At 60.2% G+C, this 16,438-nt stretch carries 15 protein-coding genes; 8 read left to right on the forward strand and 7 right to left on the reverse strand.

All coding sequences use genetic code 11. The features are described from left to right. Positions 1–66 precede the first annotated feature (66 nt). The 4 genes from APH41_RS05260 to APH41_RS05275 form a co-directional block, all read right to left on the reverse strand. Positions 67–480, reverse strand: a complete 414-nt coding sequence (locus tag APH41_RS05260; protein WP_054917849.1) for a SufE family protein — start codon at positions 478–480, stop codon at positions 67–69. Next, positions 477–1,682, reverse strand: coding sequence for an aminotransferase class V-fold PLP-dependent enzyme (locus APH41_RS05265; RefSeq protein ID WP_054899094.1), 1,206 nt, complete (start codon positions 1,680–1,682; stop codon positions 477–479). Before APH41_RS05265 ends, APH41_RS05260 begins: the two co-directional genes overlap by 4 nt. A gap of 68 nt (positions 1,683–1,750) precedes the next feature. After that, positions 1,751–2,785: a 2,3,4,5-tetrahydropyridine-2,6-dicarboxylate N-succinyltransferase gene (dapD, locus tag APH41_RS05270; RefSeq protein WP_034126827.1), complete on the reverse strand. Its 1,035-nt coding sequence runs from the start codon at positions 2,783–2,785 to the stop codon at positions 1,751–1,753. Between the two features lie 31 nt (positions 2,786–2,816). Continuing rightward, complete coding sequence (locus tag APH41_RS05275) at positions 2,817–3,125, reverse strand: arsenate reductase (protein ID WP_259285226.1); 309 nt, start codon at positions 3,123–3,125, stop codon at positions 2,817–2,819. Positions 3,126–3,404: 279 nt separating this feature from the next. Between APH41_RS05275 and APH41_RS05280 the strand changes: the two genes are divergently transcribed. Then, positions 3,405–5,048, forward strand: a complete 1,644-nt coding sequence (locus tag APH41_RS05280) for a Na+/H+ antiporter (RefSeq protein ID WP_054917852.1) — start codon at positions 3,405–3,407, stop codon at positions 5,046–5,048. 11 nt (positions 5,049–5,059) lie between these two features. On the opposite strand, the gene dapC is transcribed toward APH41_RS05280, so the two are convergent. The 3 genes from dapC to map all read right to left on the reverse strand — a co-directional run bounded on the left by dapC (position 5,060) and on the right by map (position 9,944). After that, positions 5,060–6,259, reverse strand: coding sequence for a succinyldiaminopimelate transaminase (gene dapC, locus APH41_RS05285; RefSeq protein ID WP_034126829.1), 1,200 nt, complete (start codon positions 6,257–6,259; stop codon positions 5,060–5,062). Between the two features lie 135 nt (positions 6,260–6,394). Beyond that, complete coding sequence (locus APH41_RS05290) at positions 6,395–9,097, reverse strand: [protein-PII] uridylyltransferase (RefSeq protein ID WP_054917855.1); 2,703 nt, start codon at positions 9,095–9,097, stop codon at positions 6,395–6,397. A 64-nt stretch (positions 9,098–9,161) separates the two neighbouring features. Continuing rightward, positions 9,162–9,944, reverse strand: a complete 783-nt coding sequence (gene map, locus APH41_RS05295) for a type I methionyl aminopeptidase (protein ID WP_054917857.1) — start codon at positions 9,942–9,944, stop codon at positions 9,162–9,164. Between the two features lie 388 nt (positions 9,945–10,332). Between map and rpsB the strand changes: the two genes are divergently transcribed. From rpsB to ispC, 7 genes are all read left to right on the forward strand, one after another. Further along, positions 10,333–11,070: a 30S ribosomal protein S2 gene (gene rpsB / locus APH41_RS05300; protein WP_003189158.1), complete on the forward strand. Its 738-nt coding sequence runs from the start codon at positions 10,333–10,335 to the stop codon at positions 11,068–11,070. Between the two features lie 191 nt (positions 11,071–11,261). Beyond that, on the forward strand, positions 11,262–12,125 hold the full coding sequence (tsf, locus tag APH41_RS05305) for a translation elongation factor Ts (protein WP_054899096.1): 864 nt from the start codon (positions 11,262–11,264) through the stop codon (positions 12,123–12,125). 210 nt (positions 12,126–12,335) lie between these two features. Continuing rightward, positions 12,336–13,079, forward strand: coding sequence for a UMP kinase (pyrH, locus tag APH41_RS05310; RefSeq protein ID WP_003189161.1), 744 nt, complete (start codon positions 12,336–12,338; stop codon positions 13,077–13,079). Next, positions 13,076–13,633, forward strand: coding sequence for a ribosome recycling factor (gene frr / locus APH41_RS05315; protein ID WP_003189163.1), 558 nt, complete (start codon positions 13,076–13,078; stop codon positions 13,631–13,633). The genes pyrH and frr overlap by 4 nt, the downstream gene beginning before the upstream one ends. Before the next feature lie 17 nt (positions 13,634–13,650). Then, entirely contained in the window at positions 13,651–14,406 is a 756-nt protein-coding gene (uppS, locus tag APH41_RS05320; protein ID WP_054899097.1) for a polyprenyl diphosphate synthase, read from the forward strand. Continuing rightward, positions 14,407–15,213: a phosphatidate cytidylyltransferase gene (locus tag APH41_RS05325; protein ID WP_034126832.1), complete on the forward strand. Its 807-nt coding sequence runs from the start codon at positions 14,407–14,409 to the stop codon at positions 15,211–15,213. It begins immediately after the preceding gene. Beyond that, positions 15,210–16,400 carry a 1-deoxy-D-xylulose-5-phosphate reductoisomerase gene (ispC, locus tag APH41_RS05330; RefSeq protein WP_054917859.1) on the forward strand — a complete coding sequence of 397 codons (1,191 nt, stop codon included), beginning with the start codon at positions 15,210–15,212 and terminating at the stop codon, positions 16,398–16,400. The genes APH41_RS05325 and ispC overlap by 4 nt, the downstream gene beginning before the upstream one ends. Positions 16,401–16,438: the final 38 nt, after the last annotated feature.

Raw genomic sequence — 16,438 nt, forward strand, 5'->3', positions numbered from 1 at the left:
GGTTACCGTTGAGCTAACAGAGTTATGTAGATACCTATGGCTATCGCAGGCAAGCCAGCTCCCACATTATTTCTGTGTACGCGTCAGGTCTCGCATGCGTTGCAGTACGGCATTCAAGCCATTGCTGCGCGACGGCGATAGTTGGCGCGACAGGCCCAGTTGATTGAACCAGCCGGGCAGGTCGACCGCTTGCAATTGATCAGCCGACAAGCCGTTGACCCGCGCCAGCAGCAACGCCACCAACCCACGGATCATGCGCGCCTCGCCGCTGGCGGCAAACTGCCAATGACCGTCCTGCAGGCGGCCCACCAACCACACTAGGCTTTCACAACCTTGCACCAGGTTAGCGTCGACCTTTTCGTCATCAGCCAGGGCGGGCAAGCGTTCACCCCATTGCATCAGCATCCGTGCGCGCTGCTCCCAGCTGCCCACGGCCTGGAAGGCTTCCAGCGCGGCTTGTGCCTCCAGCGGCAAGCTCATCGCAGCATGTCCAGCGCCTGGTCCAGCGCTTCAAAAAAGCGTTCCAGGTCGTCGGAATCGTTGTAGAGCGCCAGGGAAACGCGGATAGCGCCTGACAGATGCATTGCCTTCAACAATGGCATCGCGCAGTGATGACCGGCACGCACTGCAATGCCTTGCTCGGTCAGCAGGTGGGCGAGGTCGGCGTTGTGCACGCCCTCCACCACAAAACTCACCAGCGCCACCTGCGGCGATCCCAGCACGCGCACGCCATTGCGTGCCTTAAGCCCACGCAGCAGGTAGTCATGCAGGGCGGCTTCGTGGGCGATCACCGCCGAGGCATCCAGCGAGCTCAGGTAATCCAGGCTCGCGCCCAGGCCGATCACGCTGGCAATCGGTGGGGTGCCGGCTTCAAAGCCCAGCGGCGCGGGGCGAAAGCTGGCGCTGTGGTAGTCGGCCTGTTGCACCATCTCGCCGCCGAACTGCCAGTGGCGCAGGTGGTGCAGGGTCTCATTACGGCCATACAGCACGCCGACGCCGTCCGGGCCGTAGAGTTTGTGGCTGGAGAACACGTAGAAGTCGCAGCCCAGGGCCTGTACGTCGTGGCGGCCATGGACGATGCCTTGGGCGCCGTCCACCACCGTGAGGGCGCCATGTGCCTGGGCCAGCGCCAGCAAGGCTTGCAGCGGCTGCCAGGCACCGAGCACGTTGGACAACTGGCTCACCGCCAGCAGGCGCGTGCGCGGGCCAATCAAGCGGGCCGCGGCGTCCAGGTCGATTACGCCTTCATCGTCCAGGGGTAATACCACCAGCGTGAGCGCGCGGCGTTTGGCCAATTGCTGCCAGGGCAACAGGTTGGCGTGGTGTTCCAGGGCGCTGATGGCAATCTCATCGCCCGCATTGAATAAGTGTTCCAGGCCATAGGCCAGGAGGTTCAGCGCAGACGTTGCGCCGTGGGTAAACACAACCTGCCCGCTGTCACCTGCGTTCAACCACTGCGCGACCTTGCTGCGGCTGTCTTCAAAGGCCTGGGTAGCATGGGCCCCGGGCAAATGCTGGGCACGGTGCACATTCGCTGCGCCATTGGCGTAGTAATGATTGATGGCATCCAGCAGGGCTTGGGGTTTTTGCGTGGTGGCGGCGCTGTCCAGATAGATCTGGTCTTGCCGTTGCAGGGTGGCGATGGCCGGGAAGTCGGCGCGCCAGGGGGAGGGCACAAGCATGGTGATCAAGACTCGTATAAGCGAGCCGCCCCCGAGGGTGCGGCCCGCTAGTGGCATCGAGTGGCTGCTTAGTTGTGAGCGTGCAGCGCTTCGTTCAGTTCGATGGCCGATTTGTGGGTTTTGCACTCCACGGCACCGGTCTCGGAGTTACGACGGAACAGCAGGTCCGGCTGGCCAGCCAACTCGCGTGCCTTGACCACCTTGACCAGTTGGTTCTGCTCGTCCAGCAGGGCAACCTTGGTGCCGGCGGTGATGTAGAGGCCCGACTCCACGGTGTTGCGGTCGCCCAATGGGATACCGGTACCGGCGTTGGCGCCGATCAGGCAGCCTTCGCCCACCTTGATCACAATATTGCCGCCGCCCGACAGGGTGCCCATGGTGGAGCAACCGCCGCCCAGGTCCGAGCCCTTGCCGACGAATACGCCCGCCGATACGCGGCCTTCGATCATGCCCGGGCCTTCGGTGCCCGCGTTGAAGTTGACGAAGCCTTCGTGCATCACGGTGGTGCCTTCGCCCACGTACGCGCCCAGGCGGATACGTGCAGCGTCAGCGATACGTACGCCAGCGGGTACGACGTAGTCGGTCATTTTCGGGAACTTGTCCACCGAGAACACTTCCAGCAGGTCGCCACGCAGGCGCGCTTCCAGTTGGCGCTCGGCCAGTTCATTGATGTCGATAGCGCCCTGGCTGGTCCAGGCCACGTTCGGCAACTGCGGGAACACACCGGCCAGGCTCAGGCCGTGGGGCTTGACCAGGCGATGGGACAGCAGGTGCAGCTTGAGGTAGGCCTCAGGCGTGGAGGTCAGTGCGGCGTCTTCGGCCAGCAAGGTCGCGACCAGCGGCGTGTGGCTTTCAGCCAGGCGGCTGAGCAGGGCGGCCTGGGCAGCATCGACGCCTTTGAGCGCGTCGGCCAGTTGCAGGGCCTGGCTCACGGTGAAGGTGATCGCCTGGTTGCCTTCGGTGTAACCGAGGATCGGTGCGATGGCGGCAACGATTTCAGCCGATGGATTGAGCAAGGGTTGTGCGTAAAACACTTCCAGCCAAGCACCTTGGCGGTTCTGAGTGCCGACGCCGAAGCCCAGGCTGAACAGGGAATTGGACATGCTGTTACCTCTACAAAAATGGAAGGCTGGCCTACTTGAGGGCCGCCGAATAACTATCTGGCTTGAAGCCAATCAGGGTTCTGTCACCGAGATCGAGCACCGGGCGCTTGATCATCGAGGGTTGTGCGAGCATCAATTCAATGGCTTTCGACTGATCGAGATCGGCTTTGCGTTCGTCTTCGAGTTTGCGAAAGGTGGTGCCCGCACGGTTCAAAACCACCTGCCAACCGTGCTCGTTGCACCATTGGGTCAAGTGTTCGCGGTCGATACCGGCCGTTTTGTAGTCATGGAACGCATAGCTCACCCCGTGCTCATCGAGCCACGTGCGCGCCTTTTTCATGGTGTCGCAGGCTTTGATGCCGAAAAGGTGCAAGGTTTTGCTTGAAGCACTCAAGGAATTGCCCCCCTTTGGACGTATGAAAATGAAAGATCGCCGATTATGCCACGACCAGCGGGTTTCGGCGCCGCTCGTCAACAGCGTGCGACTTTTGTGCAAAGTGCCAGTGCGCAGCATAGGCGAGTAACATAGCCAGGTAACATAGCCGGGTAATATGGCACTTCAACGGCCAGTTGTTGCCTGATGTGTCGTTGCGAGTCGATTGTCCGGGAAACCCGCGTTATGCAAACCGCCTACACCGTTCTTATCCTGCTGATGCTGGTCAGCTTTTCGCGCCTGATCGGGCGCATCATCCCACTGCCCTTGCCCCTGGTGCAGATCGCCGCCGGCGCCTTGTTGGCCTGGCCCACGTTGGGGCTGCATGTGGCGCTGGACCCTGAGCTGTTCCTGTTTCTGTTCCTACCGCCACTGTTGTTTTCCGATGGTTGGCGCATGCCCAAGCGCGAGTTGTGGCACCTGCGTGGCCCGATCCTGACATTGGCGGTGGGGCTGGTGCTGTTCACCGTGGTGGGCGCCGGTTACTTCATTCATTGGTTGCTGCCCTCGATCCCCTTGCCGGTGGCCTTTGCCCTGGCAGCGGTGCTCTCGCCGACGGACGCCGTGGCGGTGTCGGCCATTTCCCAGAACCGTTTGCCCAAGCCGCTGATGCACATGCTCCAGGGCGAGGCCTTGATGAATGACGCGTCGGGCCTGGTGACTTTCAAGTTCGCCCTGGCCGCGGCGTTGACCGGAGTCTTTTCCCTGGCGGATGCCAGCCTGACGTTTGTGTTGGTGGCGGTGGGCGGGCTGGCGATCGGCGTGGCGTTGAGCTGGTTGGTCGGCCGCCTGCGCGCCTGGATGATCGCGCGCGGGTGGGATGACCCGGCGACCCATGTGGTGTTCATGTTGTTGCTGCCCTTTGCTGCGTACGTACTGGCTGAACGCCTGGGCGCGTCCGGCATCCTCTCGGCGGTGGCAGCGGGCATGATGCAAAGCTGGCTCGACCTGCTGCCGCGCCAGACCAGCACGCGCTTGCTCAACCGCAGCGTGTGGTCGTTGGTGGAGTTTGCCTTTAACGGCCTGATCTTCCTGCTGCTCGGTCTGCAACTGCCTGACATCATCAAGGCCGTGGTCAGCCATGAAACCACGCTGTGGCCCACCTTGATGTATCGCTGCCTGGATGTGGTGGCGATCTTCCTGGTGCTGGTGGTATTGCGCTTCATCTGGGTGCAAAGCATCTGGCGGCTGTCGGGGTTGCTGCGCAGGCTACGTGGCAAAAACGCGCTGACCCTGGTGCCGACGGCCCGTTCCTGCTGGTTGTTGACCGTCGGCGGTGTACGCGGTGCGGTGACCCTGGCGGGCGTCATGTCGGTGCCCTTGCTGTTGGCGCCTGGCCAGGATTTCCCTGAGCGTGACCTGCTGATCTTTATCGCTGCCGGTGTGATCCTGTTATCACTGGTCGCTGCCTGTATCGCGCTGCCGCTGCTGTTACGCGGCGTCGAGAATAGCCCGGATGAAAAACGCCACAAAGAAGTGCGCGAAGCCTGGAAAAAGACCGCCGTGGCCGCGATTCATGCACTGGAGGCCGACGAGCCAGCCGAGGCCGACACGCCGGACGCCGCCCAGGCGGCATTGGCTACCGAACTGAAGGCACGGCTGATGTCGGAATATCGCCATCAATTGGAAGTCTTCAACGATTCGGCTGAAGCTCAGGCGCTGGCGCAGCAAATGGACCTGCTTGAGCGCAAGCTGCGGCTCAAGGCTCTGCGCGCGCAACGGTTGGAGTTGTACAGCTTGAGCCGTCACCACCAGATTGGTGATGACGTATTGAGGGAGGTGCTGGCGGAATTGGATATGAGCGAGGCGAATTTGGGTCACATGAAGTGACCCGTAAGCCCTTAACGGCGACGCTGGATAAAGTCGCGAATCCGCTCAGCCGCTTCCACGCATTCGGCCAATGGCGCAACCAATGCCAGGCGCACACGCCCCGCACCTGGGTTAAAGCCGTCCACTTCCCGCGACAGGTAAGAGCCCGGCACCACCGTCACATGTTCTTCCACGAACAAATCGCGGCAGAAGGCGGCGTCATCGCCTTGTACATTCGGCCACAGGTAAAAGCCGCCGTCCGGGCTTTGCACGTCCAGCACCGGCTTGAGGATCGCCAGCACTGCGTCGAACTTCTCGCGGTACAGGTCACGGTTGGCCAGTACATGGGCCTCGTCCTGCCAGGCGGCGATGCTGGCCAACTGGGTTTGCACCGGCATCGCGCAGCCATGGTAGGTGCGGTACAGCAAAAAGGCCTTGAGGATCTCGGCGTCGCCGGCCACGAAGCCTGAACGCAGGCCTGGCAGGTTGGAGCGCTTGGATAGGCTGTGGAATACCACACAACGCTTGAAGTCCTGACGGCCCAGTTCGACGCAGGCGCTGAGCAGGCCCGGGGGTGGGGTTTGTTCGTCGAAGTACAGTTCGCTGTAGCATTCGTCGGCGGCGATGACGAAATCGTATTTATCGGCCAGGGCGATGAGTTTTTTCAGCGTGGCGACTGGAATCAGCGCACCGGTCGGGTTACCGGGGGAGCACAGGAACAGGATCTGGCAACGTTTCCAGATATCCGCAGAGACAGCATCGAAGTCTGGATTGAAGCCGTTGCTATCCAGGCACGGCAGGTAATGCGGCTTGGCCCCGGCCAGGAACGCGGCGCCTTCGTAGATCTGGTAGAACGGGTTGGGGCTCACAACCAGTGCATCGTCGCCACGGTTGACCACGGTCTGGGTGAAGGCAAACAACGCCTCGCGCGTACCGTTGACCGGCAGGATGTTGCGCGCCGGGTCCAGCCAGCCCTTGGGCACGTTGAAGCGGCGTTCGCACCAGGCGCCGATGGCTTCACGCAGTGCCGGGATACCCAACGTGGTGGGGTACACCGCCATTTGATCGAGGTTATTGCTCAAGGCCTCGGCAACGAAGGCCGGTGACGTGTGCTTGGGCTCGCCGATGGACAGTGCGATCGGGCGTTTGTCCGGGTTCGGCGTCACGCTGCCGAGCAGGGCGCGCAGCTTCTCGAAGGGGTAGGGCTGCAACTGGTTAAGGGCGTTGTTCATATAAGCCTCTATCACGGTGAGCGCGGATCTGTGGGAGCTGGCCTGCCTGCGATCTGCGGTCGATCGGACGGGCCGAGGTGTCTGCATCGCAGGCAAGCCGGCTCCCACATGACTCGTGTTCACAAAGTTAAGAATTCAAATAGTCAGTCTGGTCAGCTCGACACCGGGTTCCTGGGTCACGCTCAACTGCTCCACGATTGCCGCCTGTAAACGCAGGCACAGCTCCGGGTCGGACAGTGGCTGGTTGTCGGCATCGGTGATAAAGAACACGTCTTCCACCCGCTCGCCCAGGGTCGCAATCTTGGCATTTTGCAATGACAGGTCGAACTCCAGGAAAATCCCGCCGATACGCGCCAGCAGGCCTGGGCGATCCGGTGCGCTGAGCTCCAGCACCGTCACCGGGCGCTGTGCGTCGTTGGAAATGGTCACCTGAGGCGCAAAGGCAAAATGCTTGAGCTGGCGCGGCACCCGGCGCTGGATGATGGTGGGGTAGTCGTCGGGGTTGCGCAGGGCTTCGGTGAGGCCCTCGCGGATCTTTTTCACGCGCGCCGGGTTGTCGCCAATCGAGTCGCCGTCGGCGTCGAGCACGATGTAGGTGTCGAGGGTGAACTGGCTGCTGGAGGTGATGACCCGGGCGTCATGGATGTTCAGGTTGAGCTGGTCCATGGCCGCCACGGTCACGGCGAAGAAGTCGTGCTGGTCGGGCGCGTAGATGAAGATCTGCGTGCCGCCTTCGAATTCGCGCTGGGTGGTTTCCTTGATCAAGACCAACGGGCCGCCATCGGCGGGTTGCTGCAGGATCGCGTCGCTGTGCCAGGCCACGTCGCCGGCGGTGTGGCGCAGGAAGTAATCGTCACCCAGTTGCGACCAGAGTTGCTCGACGTCGTCCGGGTCGTTACCGCCGCGCACCAGGATATCCAGGGCTGCGCTTTGGGTGCGGCGGATCTGCTCTTCACGGTCCACCGGGTTCTCCAGGCCACGGCGCAGGGCGCGCTTGGTCTCGGTGTACAGCTGGCGCAACAGGCTGGCGCGCCAGGAGTTCCACAGCGTCGGGTTGGTGGCGTTGATGTCGGAGACGGTCAGCACATACAGGTAATCCAGGCGGGTTTCATCGCCGACGATGCCGGCAAAGTCGTGGATCACCTGCGGGTCAGACAAGTCCTTGCGCTGGGCCGTGGTCGACATCACCAGGTGGTTCTGCACCAGCCAGACAATCAGGCGGCTGTCCCACAACGGCAACTGGTGGCGCTGGCAGAAGGCTTCGGCATCGACCGCGCCGATCTCCGAGTGGTCGCCATGCCGGCCTTTGCCGATGTCGTGGTACAAGCCGGCCAGGTAAATCAGCTCGGGCTTGGGCAGCTTGGCCATCAGCTTACTGGCCAGCGGGAATTTCTCTGACACCTGGGTGTACTGCAACTTACGCAGGTGCTTGATCAGGTTCAGGGTGTGGGCATCGACGGTATAGATATGGAACAGGTCGTGCTGCATCTGCCCGACGATAAAGCCGAACTCCGGCAGGTAGCGCCCGAGAATGCCGTAGCGGTTCATGCGCCGCAGGTTGCGATGGATGCCGATGCGGCACTTGAACAGTTCGATAAACAGGCTGGTATTGCGAATGTCGTTGCGAAAATCGTCGTCGATCAGGTGACGGTTTTCCCGCAGCAAGCGGATGGTATCGGCACGCACGCCTTTGATCTCCGGCTGCTGGGCCATCAACACGAAGATTTCCAGCATGGCGAACGGCGTGCGGCGGAACACATTGTCGTTGCGTGCTTCGATATAGCCGTCGTGCAACTGGAAACGCGCATTGATCGGCTGCGGCGGCGCTTCGTCCTCGGGGGCCAGGATCACTTCTTCGAAGTGCTGGATGATCAAGTCGCTGAGCTGGGCAATGCTCATGACTACCCGGTAATACTGCTGCATGAAGCTCTCGATGCTGGTCTTCGCATCTTCGCCTTCAAAGCCCAGAAGGGTAGCGATAGAGCGCTGGTGATCGAAGAGCAGGCGGTCTTCGGAACGACCGGCCAGCATGTGCAGGGCGTAGCGCACCTTCCACAGGAATTCCTGGGACGAGGCCAGCAGGGAATTTTCGCTCTCCACCAGAAAGCCTTCGCCGGCCAGGGCGCGCAGGTTCAGCGTGCCGTATTGACGGCGCGCCACCCACAAGATTGTCTGGATATCCCGCAGCCCACCGGGTGAGCCTTTGACGTTGGGTTCCAGGTTGTATTCGGTGTCGTTGTACTTGTGGTGCCGGGCTTTTTGCTCGGCGCGCTTGGCCAGGAAAAAGTCTTTGCTTGGCCACATGTGTGCGGTACTGGTGACTTCGAGCATGCGCTGGCGCAGGCGCTCGGGGCCGCAGATGGTGCGGCTTTCCATCAGGTTGGTGACCACCGTCAGGTCGGCACGGGCTTCTTCGGCGCATTCGTCCACCGAGCGTACGCTCTGGCCGACTTCCAGGCCGATGTCCCACAGCAACGTCAGAAAGCGCTCGATGGAATCGCGAAAGGTCTCATGATCGGCCTGGTCCAGCAGGATCAGCAGGTCGATGTCGGAGTAGGGATGCAGTTCGCCGCGACCGTAGCCGCCGACCGCCACCAGGGCGATATCGGCGTCGAAACTCCAATTGAACTGCTCCCAGGCCTTTTGCAGGATGTTATCGACGAACCAGGCGCGGTCTTCGATCAGGCGGCGAATATCCCGGCCGCTGCGAAAGCGCGCATCGAGCACCTCGCGGGCTTGGCGGATGGCCTTCTTGAAGGCGGCGATGGGGCTTGCCTTCAGTGCCAGCTCGGCCTGGAATTGGCCACGGTCGAAGAGTTCGGGATCCACCTGGGGCATCGTTCGGCTTTCCTTTCTATCTATCAGTCAGTCACAACACGTTGCGGGAAAACCTGGGCGACCTTCAGGCAGAAACGCGTGGGATGGTGTCGTCAGCGCGCAAGGTGAAGATCTCGTAGCCGGTGTCGGTGACCAGCAGGGTGTGCTCCCACTGGGCCGAGAGCTTGCGGTCCTTGGTGATGGCGGTCCAGCCGTCGCCCAGCACCTTGGTGTCGGCCTTGCCCTGGTTGATCATCGGTTCGATGGTGAACGTCATGCCGGCCTTGAGTTCCATGCCGGTGCCGGCGCGGCCGTAATGCAGAATCTGCGGCTCTTCGTGGAACACCTTGCCGATACCGTGGCCGCAGAACTCGCGCACCACCGAGAAGCCGTTCTTTTCCGCGTGCTTCTGGATCACTTCACCGATGTCACCCAGGCGGCAGCCGGGCTTGACGATCTCGATGGCCTTGTACATGCATTCCTGGGTGACCTGGGACAGACGCTCGGCCCATACCGGCACATTACCGACGTGGAACATGCGGCTGGTGTCGCCGTGGTAACCATCCTTGATCACCGTGACGTCGATGTTCAGGGTGTCGCCGTCTTTCAGTGGCTTGTCACCGGGAATGCCGTGGCAGACCACGTGGTTGATCGAGGTGCAGATCGACTTGGGGAAGCCTTTGTAATTCAGCGGGGCAGGGATGGCTTTTTGCACGTCGACTATATAGTCGTGGCAAATGCGGTCCAGCGTTTCGGTGGTGACGCCGGGCTTGACGTGTTCGGCGATCATTTCCAGCACGTCGGCAGCCAGTTTGCCGGCAACGCGCATGCCTGCGATGTCTTCGGCGGTTTTCAAGGTAACGGTCATACAGGCTCTCTCTAGCGCGACGCGCTGAAATCAATACGGTTCACGGGGAGCGCGACAAAGGGGTACAGCATTCGCGCAAGTCCCAAAAAACGCGATTCTAACAGACGATGCTGGCAAATCATGCGCGTCTGGTGATCGCTTCTCTCTATGAGGTAGAGGCATGTTGGCTGTATTCAAGGGGTTACGCAAAGACGACGACCGGCAAGTGTGATTGCGGGTTTCGTTTTTGCCGATGCTGTGGTATAAAATGCGCCGCTTTCCGGGGATACCCCGCAAAGCTTAAATCCACACACGTGTCGACACGATGACCTGGGTGCCGGAGGCCTTGATGCCGCTGGTTGGTCATTGGGATACGTGGAGGCCAAACCCGACTTATTAAGGAACTATCATGTCCCAAGTCAACATGCGCGATATGCTGAAGGCCGGTGTGCACTTCGGTCACCAGACCCGTTACTGGAACCCGAAAATGGGTAAGTACATTTTCGGCGCGCGTAACAAGATTCACATTATCAACCTTGAAAAAACCCTGCCAATGTTCAACGAAGCGCTGACTTTCGTAGAGCGTCTGGCCCAGGGCAAAAACAAGATCCTGTTCGTTGGCACCAAGCGTTCCGCTGGCAAGATCGTTGCTGAAGAAGCAGCACGTTGCGGTTCGCCGTACGTGGATCACCGCTGGTTGGGCGGCATGCTGACCAACTTCAAAACCATCCGTGCTTCCATCAAGCGTCTGCGTGACCTTGAAGTACAAGCCGAAGACGGTACTTTCGCCAAGCTGACCAAGAAAGAAGCGCTGATGCGCTCCCGTGACCTGGAAAAGCTCGATCGTTCCCTGGGTGGTATCAAGGACATGGGCGGTCTGCCTGACGCACTGTTCGTTATCGACGTTGATCACGAGCGCATCGCGATCACCGAAGCCAACAAGCTGGGCATCCCGGTTATCGGCGTAGTCGATACCAACAGCAGCCCGGAAGGCGTTGACTACATCATCCCAGGCAACGATGACGCAATCCGCGCTATCCAGCTGTACATGGGTTCGATGGCTGACGCTGTAATCCGTGGTCGCAACCACGTTGCTGGTGGTACCGAGCAGTTCGTTGAAGAAGCTCCGGTAGCTGCCGCTGAGTAATTGACGCCCTGGCGTTGACTCAGTAAGCAAAAAGGGGGCTTGGCCCCCTTTTTGCCACCTCGAAAACCATTTGTCGGCAGCGCAGCTACATTATTTGTAACGTGCAGCGGCCTACAACGGAAATTCGGGAAGAATTGATCGCCCGTTTAATCGGGTGGAATGGTTGAAAACCTATCCAAGAGGATTTTGAAATGGCAGAGATTACTGCAGCGTTGGTTAAAGAACTGCGTGAGCGTACCGGCGAAGGCATGATGGATTGCAAAAAGGCCTTGACCAAGGCCGGCGGCGACATCGAAAAAGCCATTGATGACATGCGTGCTTCCGGCGCCATCAAGGCTGCCAAGAAAGCAGGTAACGTGGCTGCTGAAGGCGCTATCGCTCTGAAAGAAGACGGCAAATCCGCCGTTCTGCTGGAAGTGAACTCCCAGACCGACTTCCTGGCTCTGCAGGATGACTTCAAGGCGTTCGTTGCTTCCAGCGTCGAAAAAGCTTTCGCTGACAAGCTGACCACTGTTGAGCCTCTGATCGAAGCTCAAGAAGCAGCTCGCCTGGTACTGGTCGGCAAGGTTGGCGAAAACGTCAACATCCGTCGCCTGGTTCGCGTTGAAGGTGATGTAGTTGGTGGCTACCTGCACGGCAACAAAATCGGTGTTGCAGTTGTTCTGAAAGGCGGCGACGTTGAGCTGGCCAAAGACATCGCGATGCACGTTGCTGCAAGCAACCCTGAGTTCCTGCTGCCTTCGGAAGTTTCGGCCGAAGCGATCGAGCGTGAAAAAGCTGTGTTCCTGCAGCTGAACGAAGAAAAAATCAAAGGCAAGCCAGAAAACATTGTTGAGAACATGGTCAAAGGCCGTATCAGCAAGTTCCTGGCCGAAGCAAGCCTGGTTGAGCAGGCGTTCGTCAAGAACCCTGAGATCAAGGTTGGCGAACTGGCCAAGAAAGCCGGTGCTGAAATCGTTTCCTTCACTTACTTCAAAGTAGGCGAAGGCATCGAGAAGCCGGTCGACAACTTCGCTGAAGAAGTTGCTGCCCAGCTGGCTGCCGCCAAGCAATAAGACAGTTCCAAACTGTCGCCGAAAGAGGCTGCCCGCTCACGCGCGCAGCCTCTTTTCAAATGGGAAGGCCAATTTTATTTGGTTTCCTCTCGGAACTGGCTTACAAAGCCGTGTTCCGATGGCGCTGTGACAGCGTCCAGCTAGAGTGAACGCAAGCCGTAAACGGCTCGCCAAGAATTTTTAAAAAATACGCCGCAGGAGAGATTCGCAATGGCTCAGCAGGGCAGTGGTTATCAGGCTCGCTATAAACGCATTCTACTCAAGCTCAGCGGCGAGGCCCTGATGGGCTCGGAAGAGTTCGGGATCGACCCCAAGGTGCTTGACCGCATGGCGCTGGAAGTCGGCCAGTTGGTCGGTATCGGCGTGCAGGTCGGCCTGGTGATTGGTGGTGGCAACCTGTTCCGCGGTGCGGCACTGAGTGCGGCCGGTATGGACCGGGTTACCGGCGACCACATGGGCATGCTGGCCACTGTGATGAACGCCCTCGCCATGCGCGACGCCCTGGAGCGCGCCAACATCTCGGCCATCGTGATGTCGGCAATTTCCATGGTTGGCGTGACCGATCACTATGATCGCCGCAAAGCCATGCGCCACCTGAACTCCAAGGAAGTGGTGATCTTTGCTGCTGGCACAGGTAACCCGTTCTTCACTACCGACTCGGCCGCATGCCTGCGTGCTATCGAAATCGATGCTGACGTGGTGTTGAAGGCGACCAAGGTGGATGGCGTATACACTGCAGACCCATTCAAAGACCCGCATGCCGAGAAGTTCGATCATCTGACCTACGATGAAGTACTGGATCGCAAGCTGGGTGTCATGGACCTGACCGCTATCTGCCTGTGCCGCGACCACAAGATGCCGCTGCGCGTATTTAACATGAACAAGCCCGGCGCCCTGCTGAATATCGTACACGGCGGCGCAGAAGGGACTCTGATCGAGGAAGGCCAACAATGATCAACGAAATCAAGAAAGACGCCCAGGCGCGTATGCAGAAATCCCTGGAATCCTTGAGCCACGCCTTTGGCCAGATCCGTACTGGCAAGGCGCACCCAAGCATCCTGGGCAGCGTGATGGTGCCTTACTACGGTTCCGACACCCCGCTGAGCGGCGTGGCCAACGTGACCGTGAAGGATTCGCGTACCCTGCAAGTTGTTGCCTTCGAGCGCAACATGCTCGCCGCCGTCGACAAGGCTATCCAGAGTGCCGGCCTGAACCTCAACCCGACCAACCTGGGCGAGTTGCTGCTGATCTCCATGCCAGCCCTGACCGAAGAAACCCGCAAGGGCTTCACCAAGCAGGCGCGCAGTGCTGCTGAAGATGCGCGCGTTGCAGTGCGTAACATCCGCCGCGATGCACTGGGCGATCTGAAGAAGCTGGTCAAGGACAAGGAAATCAGCGAAGACGAAGAACGCCGCGCCGTCGCTGATATCGACAAGCTGACCAAGGACGCCGAAGCCCAGATCACCAAGGCGACCGAAGAAAAAGAAAAGGACCTGATGGCCGTATAAGGGGTCAGGACGCCTTCATGGAAAAGACCAAGCAGACTGTGCCCTCCGTGGTGCCGCGCCATGTCGCGATCATCATGGATGGGAATAATCGCTGGGCGAAAAAACGCTTTATGCCGGGTGTTGCCGGGCATAAAGCGGGTGTTGACGCGGTAAGGGCGGTGATTGAGGTGTGTGCCGAGGCCAAGGTCGAAGTATTGACCTTGTTCGCGTTCTCAAGTGAGAACTGGCAGCGACCCGCCGATGAAGTCAGTGCCTTGATGGACCTGTTCTTCAAGGCTCTGCGTCGTGAGGCCAAGCGCCTCAACGACAACAACATCAGTCTGCGCATCATTGGTGATCGCTCGCGGTTCCATCCGGAGCTGCAAGCGGCCATGCGCGAAGCCGAGGCCATCACTGCCGGTAGTAACCGTTTTGTGTTGCAGATCGCAGCCAACTACGGTGGCCAGTGGGATATTGCCCAGGCTGCGCAGCGGCTGGCCCGCGAAGTGCAGGCCGGCCATCTGCGCCCGGACGACATCACGCCCCAACTGTTGCAAACCTGCCTGGTGACCGGCGACCTGCCGTTGCCGGACTTGTGCATTCGCACCGGTGGCGAGCATCGCATCAGCAATTTCCTGCTGTGGCAGTTGGCCTACACCGAGCTGTACTTCTCCGACCTGTTCTGGCCGGACTTCAAACACGAAGCCATGCGTAATGCACTGGCTGATTTCGCTTCCCGTCAGCGTCGCTTCGGTAAAACGAGCGAGCAGATCGAAGCTGGAGCCCGGGTTTAAATGCTTAAACAACGAATCATCACGGCGCTGATCCTGCTGCCGATTGCCTTGTGCGGTTTTTTCCTGCTCGACGGTTCCGGCTTTGCGCTGTTCATCGGCCTGGTTGTGACCCTTGGTGCGTGGGAGTGGGCGCGCCTGGCAGGCTTTGTCAACCAGTTGCCGCGTATGGCCTATGCCGCCTTGGTCGCGCTGTTGTTGTTCTTCATGTACATCCTGCCGGACATCGCGCCCTGGGTGCTGGGGGCTGCAGTGTTGTGGTGGGCGTTGGCGACTTTCCTGGTGCTCACCTATCCGCGCACCAGTAGCCAGTGGTCCAGCGTGGCCTGCAAGCTGGTGATTGGCCTGGCGATCCTCTTGCCGGCCTGGCAAGGGCTGGTGGAGATAAAGCGTTACCCGCTGGGCAACGAATTGATCCTGGCTGTGATGGTGTTGGTATGGGGTGCCGACATTGGTGCCTACTTCTCGGGTAGAGCTTTTGGCAAACGCAAGCTGGCCCCGGCCGTAAGCCCCGGCAAGAGCTGGGAAGGTGTATACGGCGGCCTGGCCTTGACGCTGCTGATCACCCTGGTGGTCGGTGTGGTGCGTGACTGGTCGGTAAAGGAGGTGCTTCTGGCCTTGCTGGGGACGGCTATTGTCGTCTTCATCTCGGTGGTGGGCGATCTTACCGAGAGCATGTTCAAACGCCAGGCGGGCATCAAGGACAGCAGTAACCTGTTGCCTGGTCATGGCGGTGTGCTTGACCGTATCGACAGTCTCACCGCTGCGCTGCCTATTTTTGCCGTGCTGTTGTGGATGATCGCTTCGTGAGCCGCCTGCAGCAGGTTACGGTGCTGGGTGCGACCGGCTCGGTCGGGCTCAGTACCCTGGATGTCATCGCGCGTCACCCCGATCGCTATCAGGTTTTCGGCCTGACCGGCTTCACGCGTTTGCGCGAGTTGCTGGCCTTGTGCGTGCGTCACTCGCCGCGCTTTGCCGTGGTGCCGGAAGCTGCTGCGGCTCGCAGTCTGCAGGATGATCTGCGGGCTGCCGGGCTGGCCACTCAGGTATTGGTTGGCGAGGCAGGCTTATGCCAGGTCTCGGCCGATGCGGACGTGGATACGGTGGTGGCGGCGATTGTCGGTGCGGCAGGTTTGCGCCCGACCTTGGCGGCAGTCGATGCTGGCAAGAAAATCCTGCTGGCCAACAAAGAAGCCTTGGTCATGTCCGGCGCACTCTTTATGCAAGCGGTGCGTAAGAGCGGAGCGGTGCTGCTGCCTCTGGACAGCGAGCACAACGCCATCTTCCAGTGCATGCCCGGTGATTTTGCCCGCGGCTTGAGCCAGGTCGGCGTGCGCCGAATTCTGCTGACGGCATCGGGTGGCCCATTCCGCCAGACTCCGTCGGCCGAGCTGGACCATGTGTCTCCCGATCAGGCATGCGCTCACCCGAACTGGTCCATGGGGCGCAAAATCTCCGTGGATTCGGCGAGCATGATGAACAAGGGCCTGGAGTTGATCGAGGCATGCTGGCTGTTCGATGCGCGGCCTGACCAGGTTGAGGTGGTCATTCACCCACAAAGTGTGATCCATTCCCTGGTCGATTACGTGGATGGTTCGGTGTTGGCGCAATTGGGTAACCCGGACATGCGCACACCGATCGCCAACGCCTTGGCGTGGCCTGAGCGGATTGATTCCGGCGTAGCACCGTTGGACTTGTTTGCAATCGCGCGCCTGGACTTCGAAGCCCCGGACGAGCAGCGTTTCCCTTGTTTGCGCCTGGCGCGGCAAGCGGCCGAGGCGGGTAACAGTGCCCCGGCGATGCTTAACGCGGCCAACGAAGTTGCCGTGGCGGCGTTTCTTGAGCGGCGCATCCGCTTTCCGCAGATCGCGAGTATCATCGAGGACGTCCTGGCGCTTGAGCCGGTAGTGGCAGTGAATGACCTGGAGGCGGTGTTCGAGGCCGACAACAAGGCCCGAGCCCTGGCCGGGCAATGGTTGGATCGCAATGCGGGTTAGGCCGCGGGCAGGTTTGAGTCTTCAGGCATTGGATTGAA

Origin of the sequence: Pseudomonas sp. NBRC 111138, from assembly GCF_001320835.1 — a bacterium.
GTDB classification, from domain to species: Bacteria; Pseudomonadota; Gammaproteobacteria; order Pseudomonadales; family Pseudomonadaceae; genus Aquipseudomonas; species Aquipseudomonas paracarnis.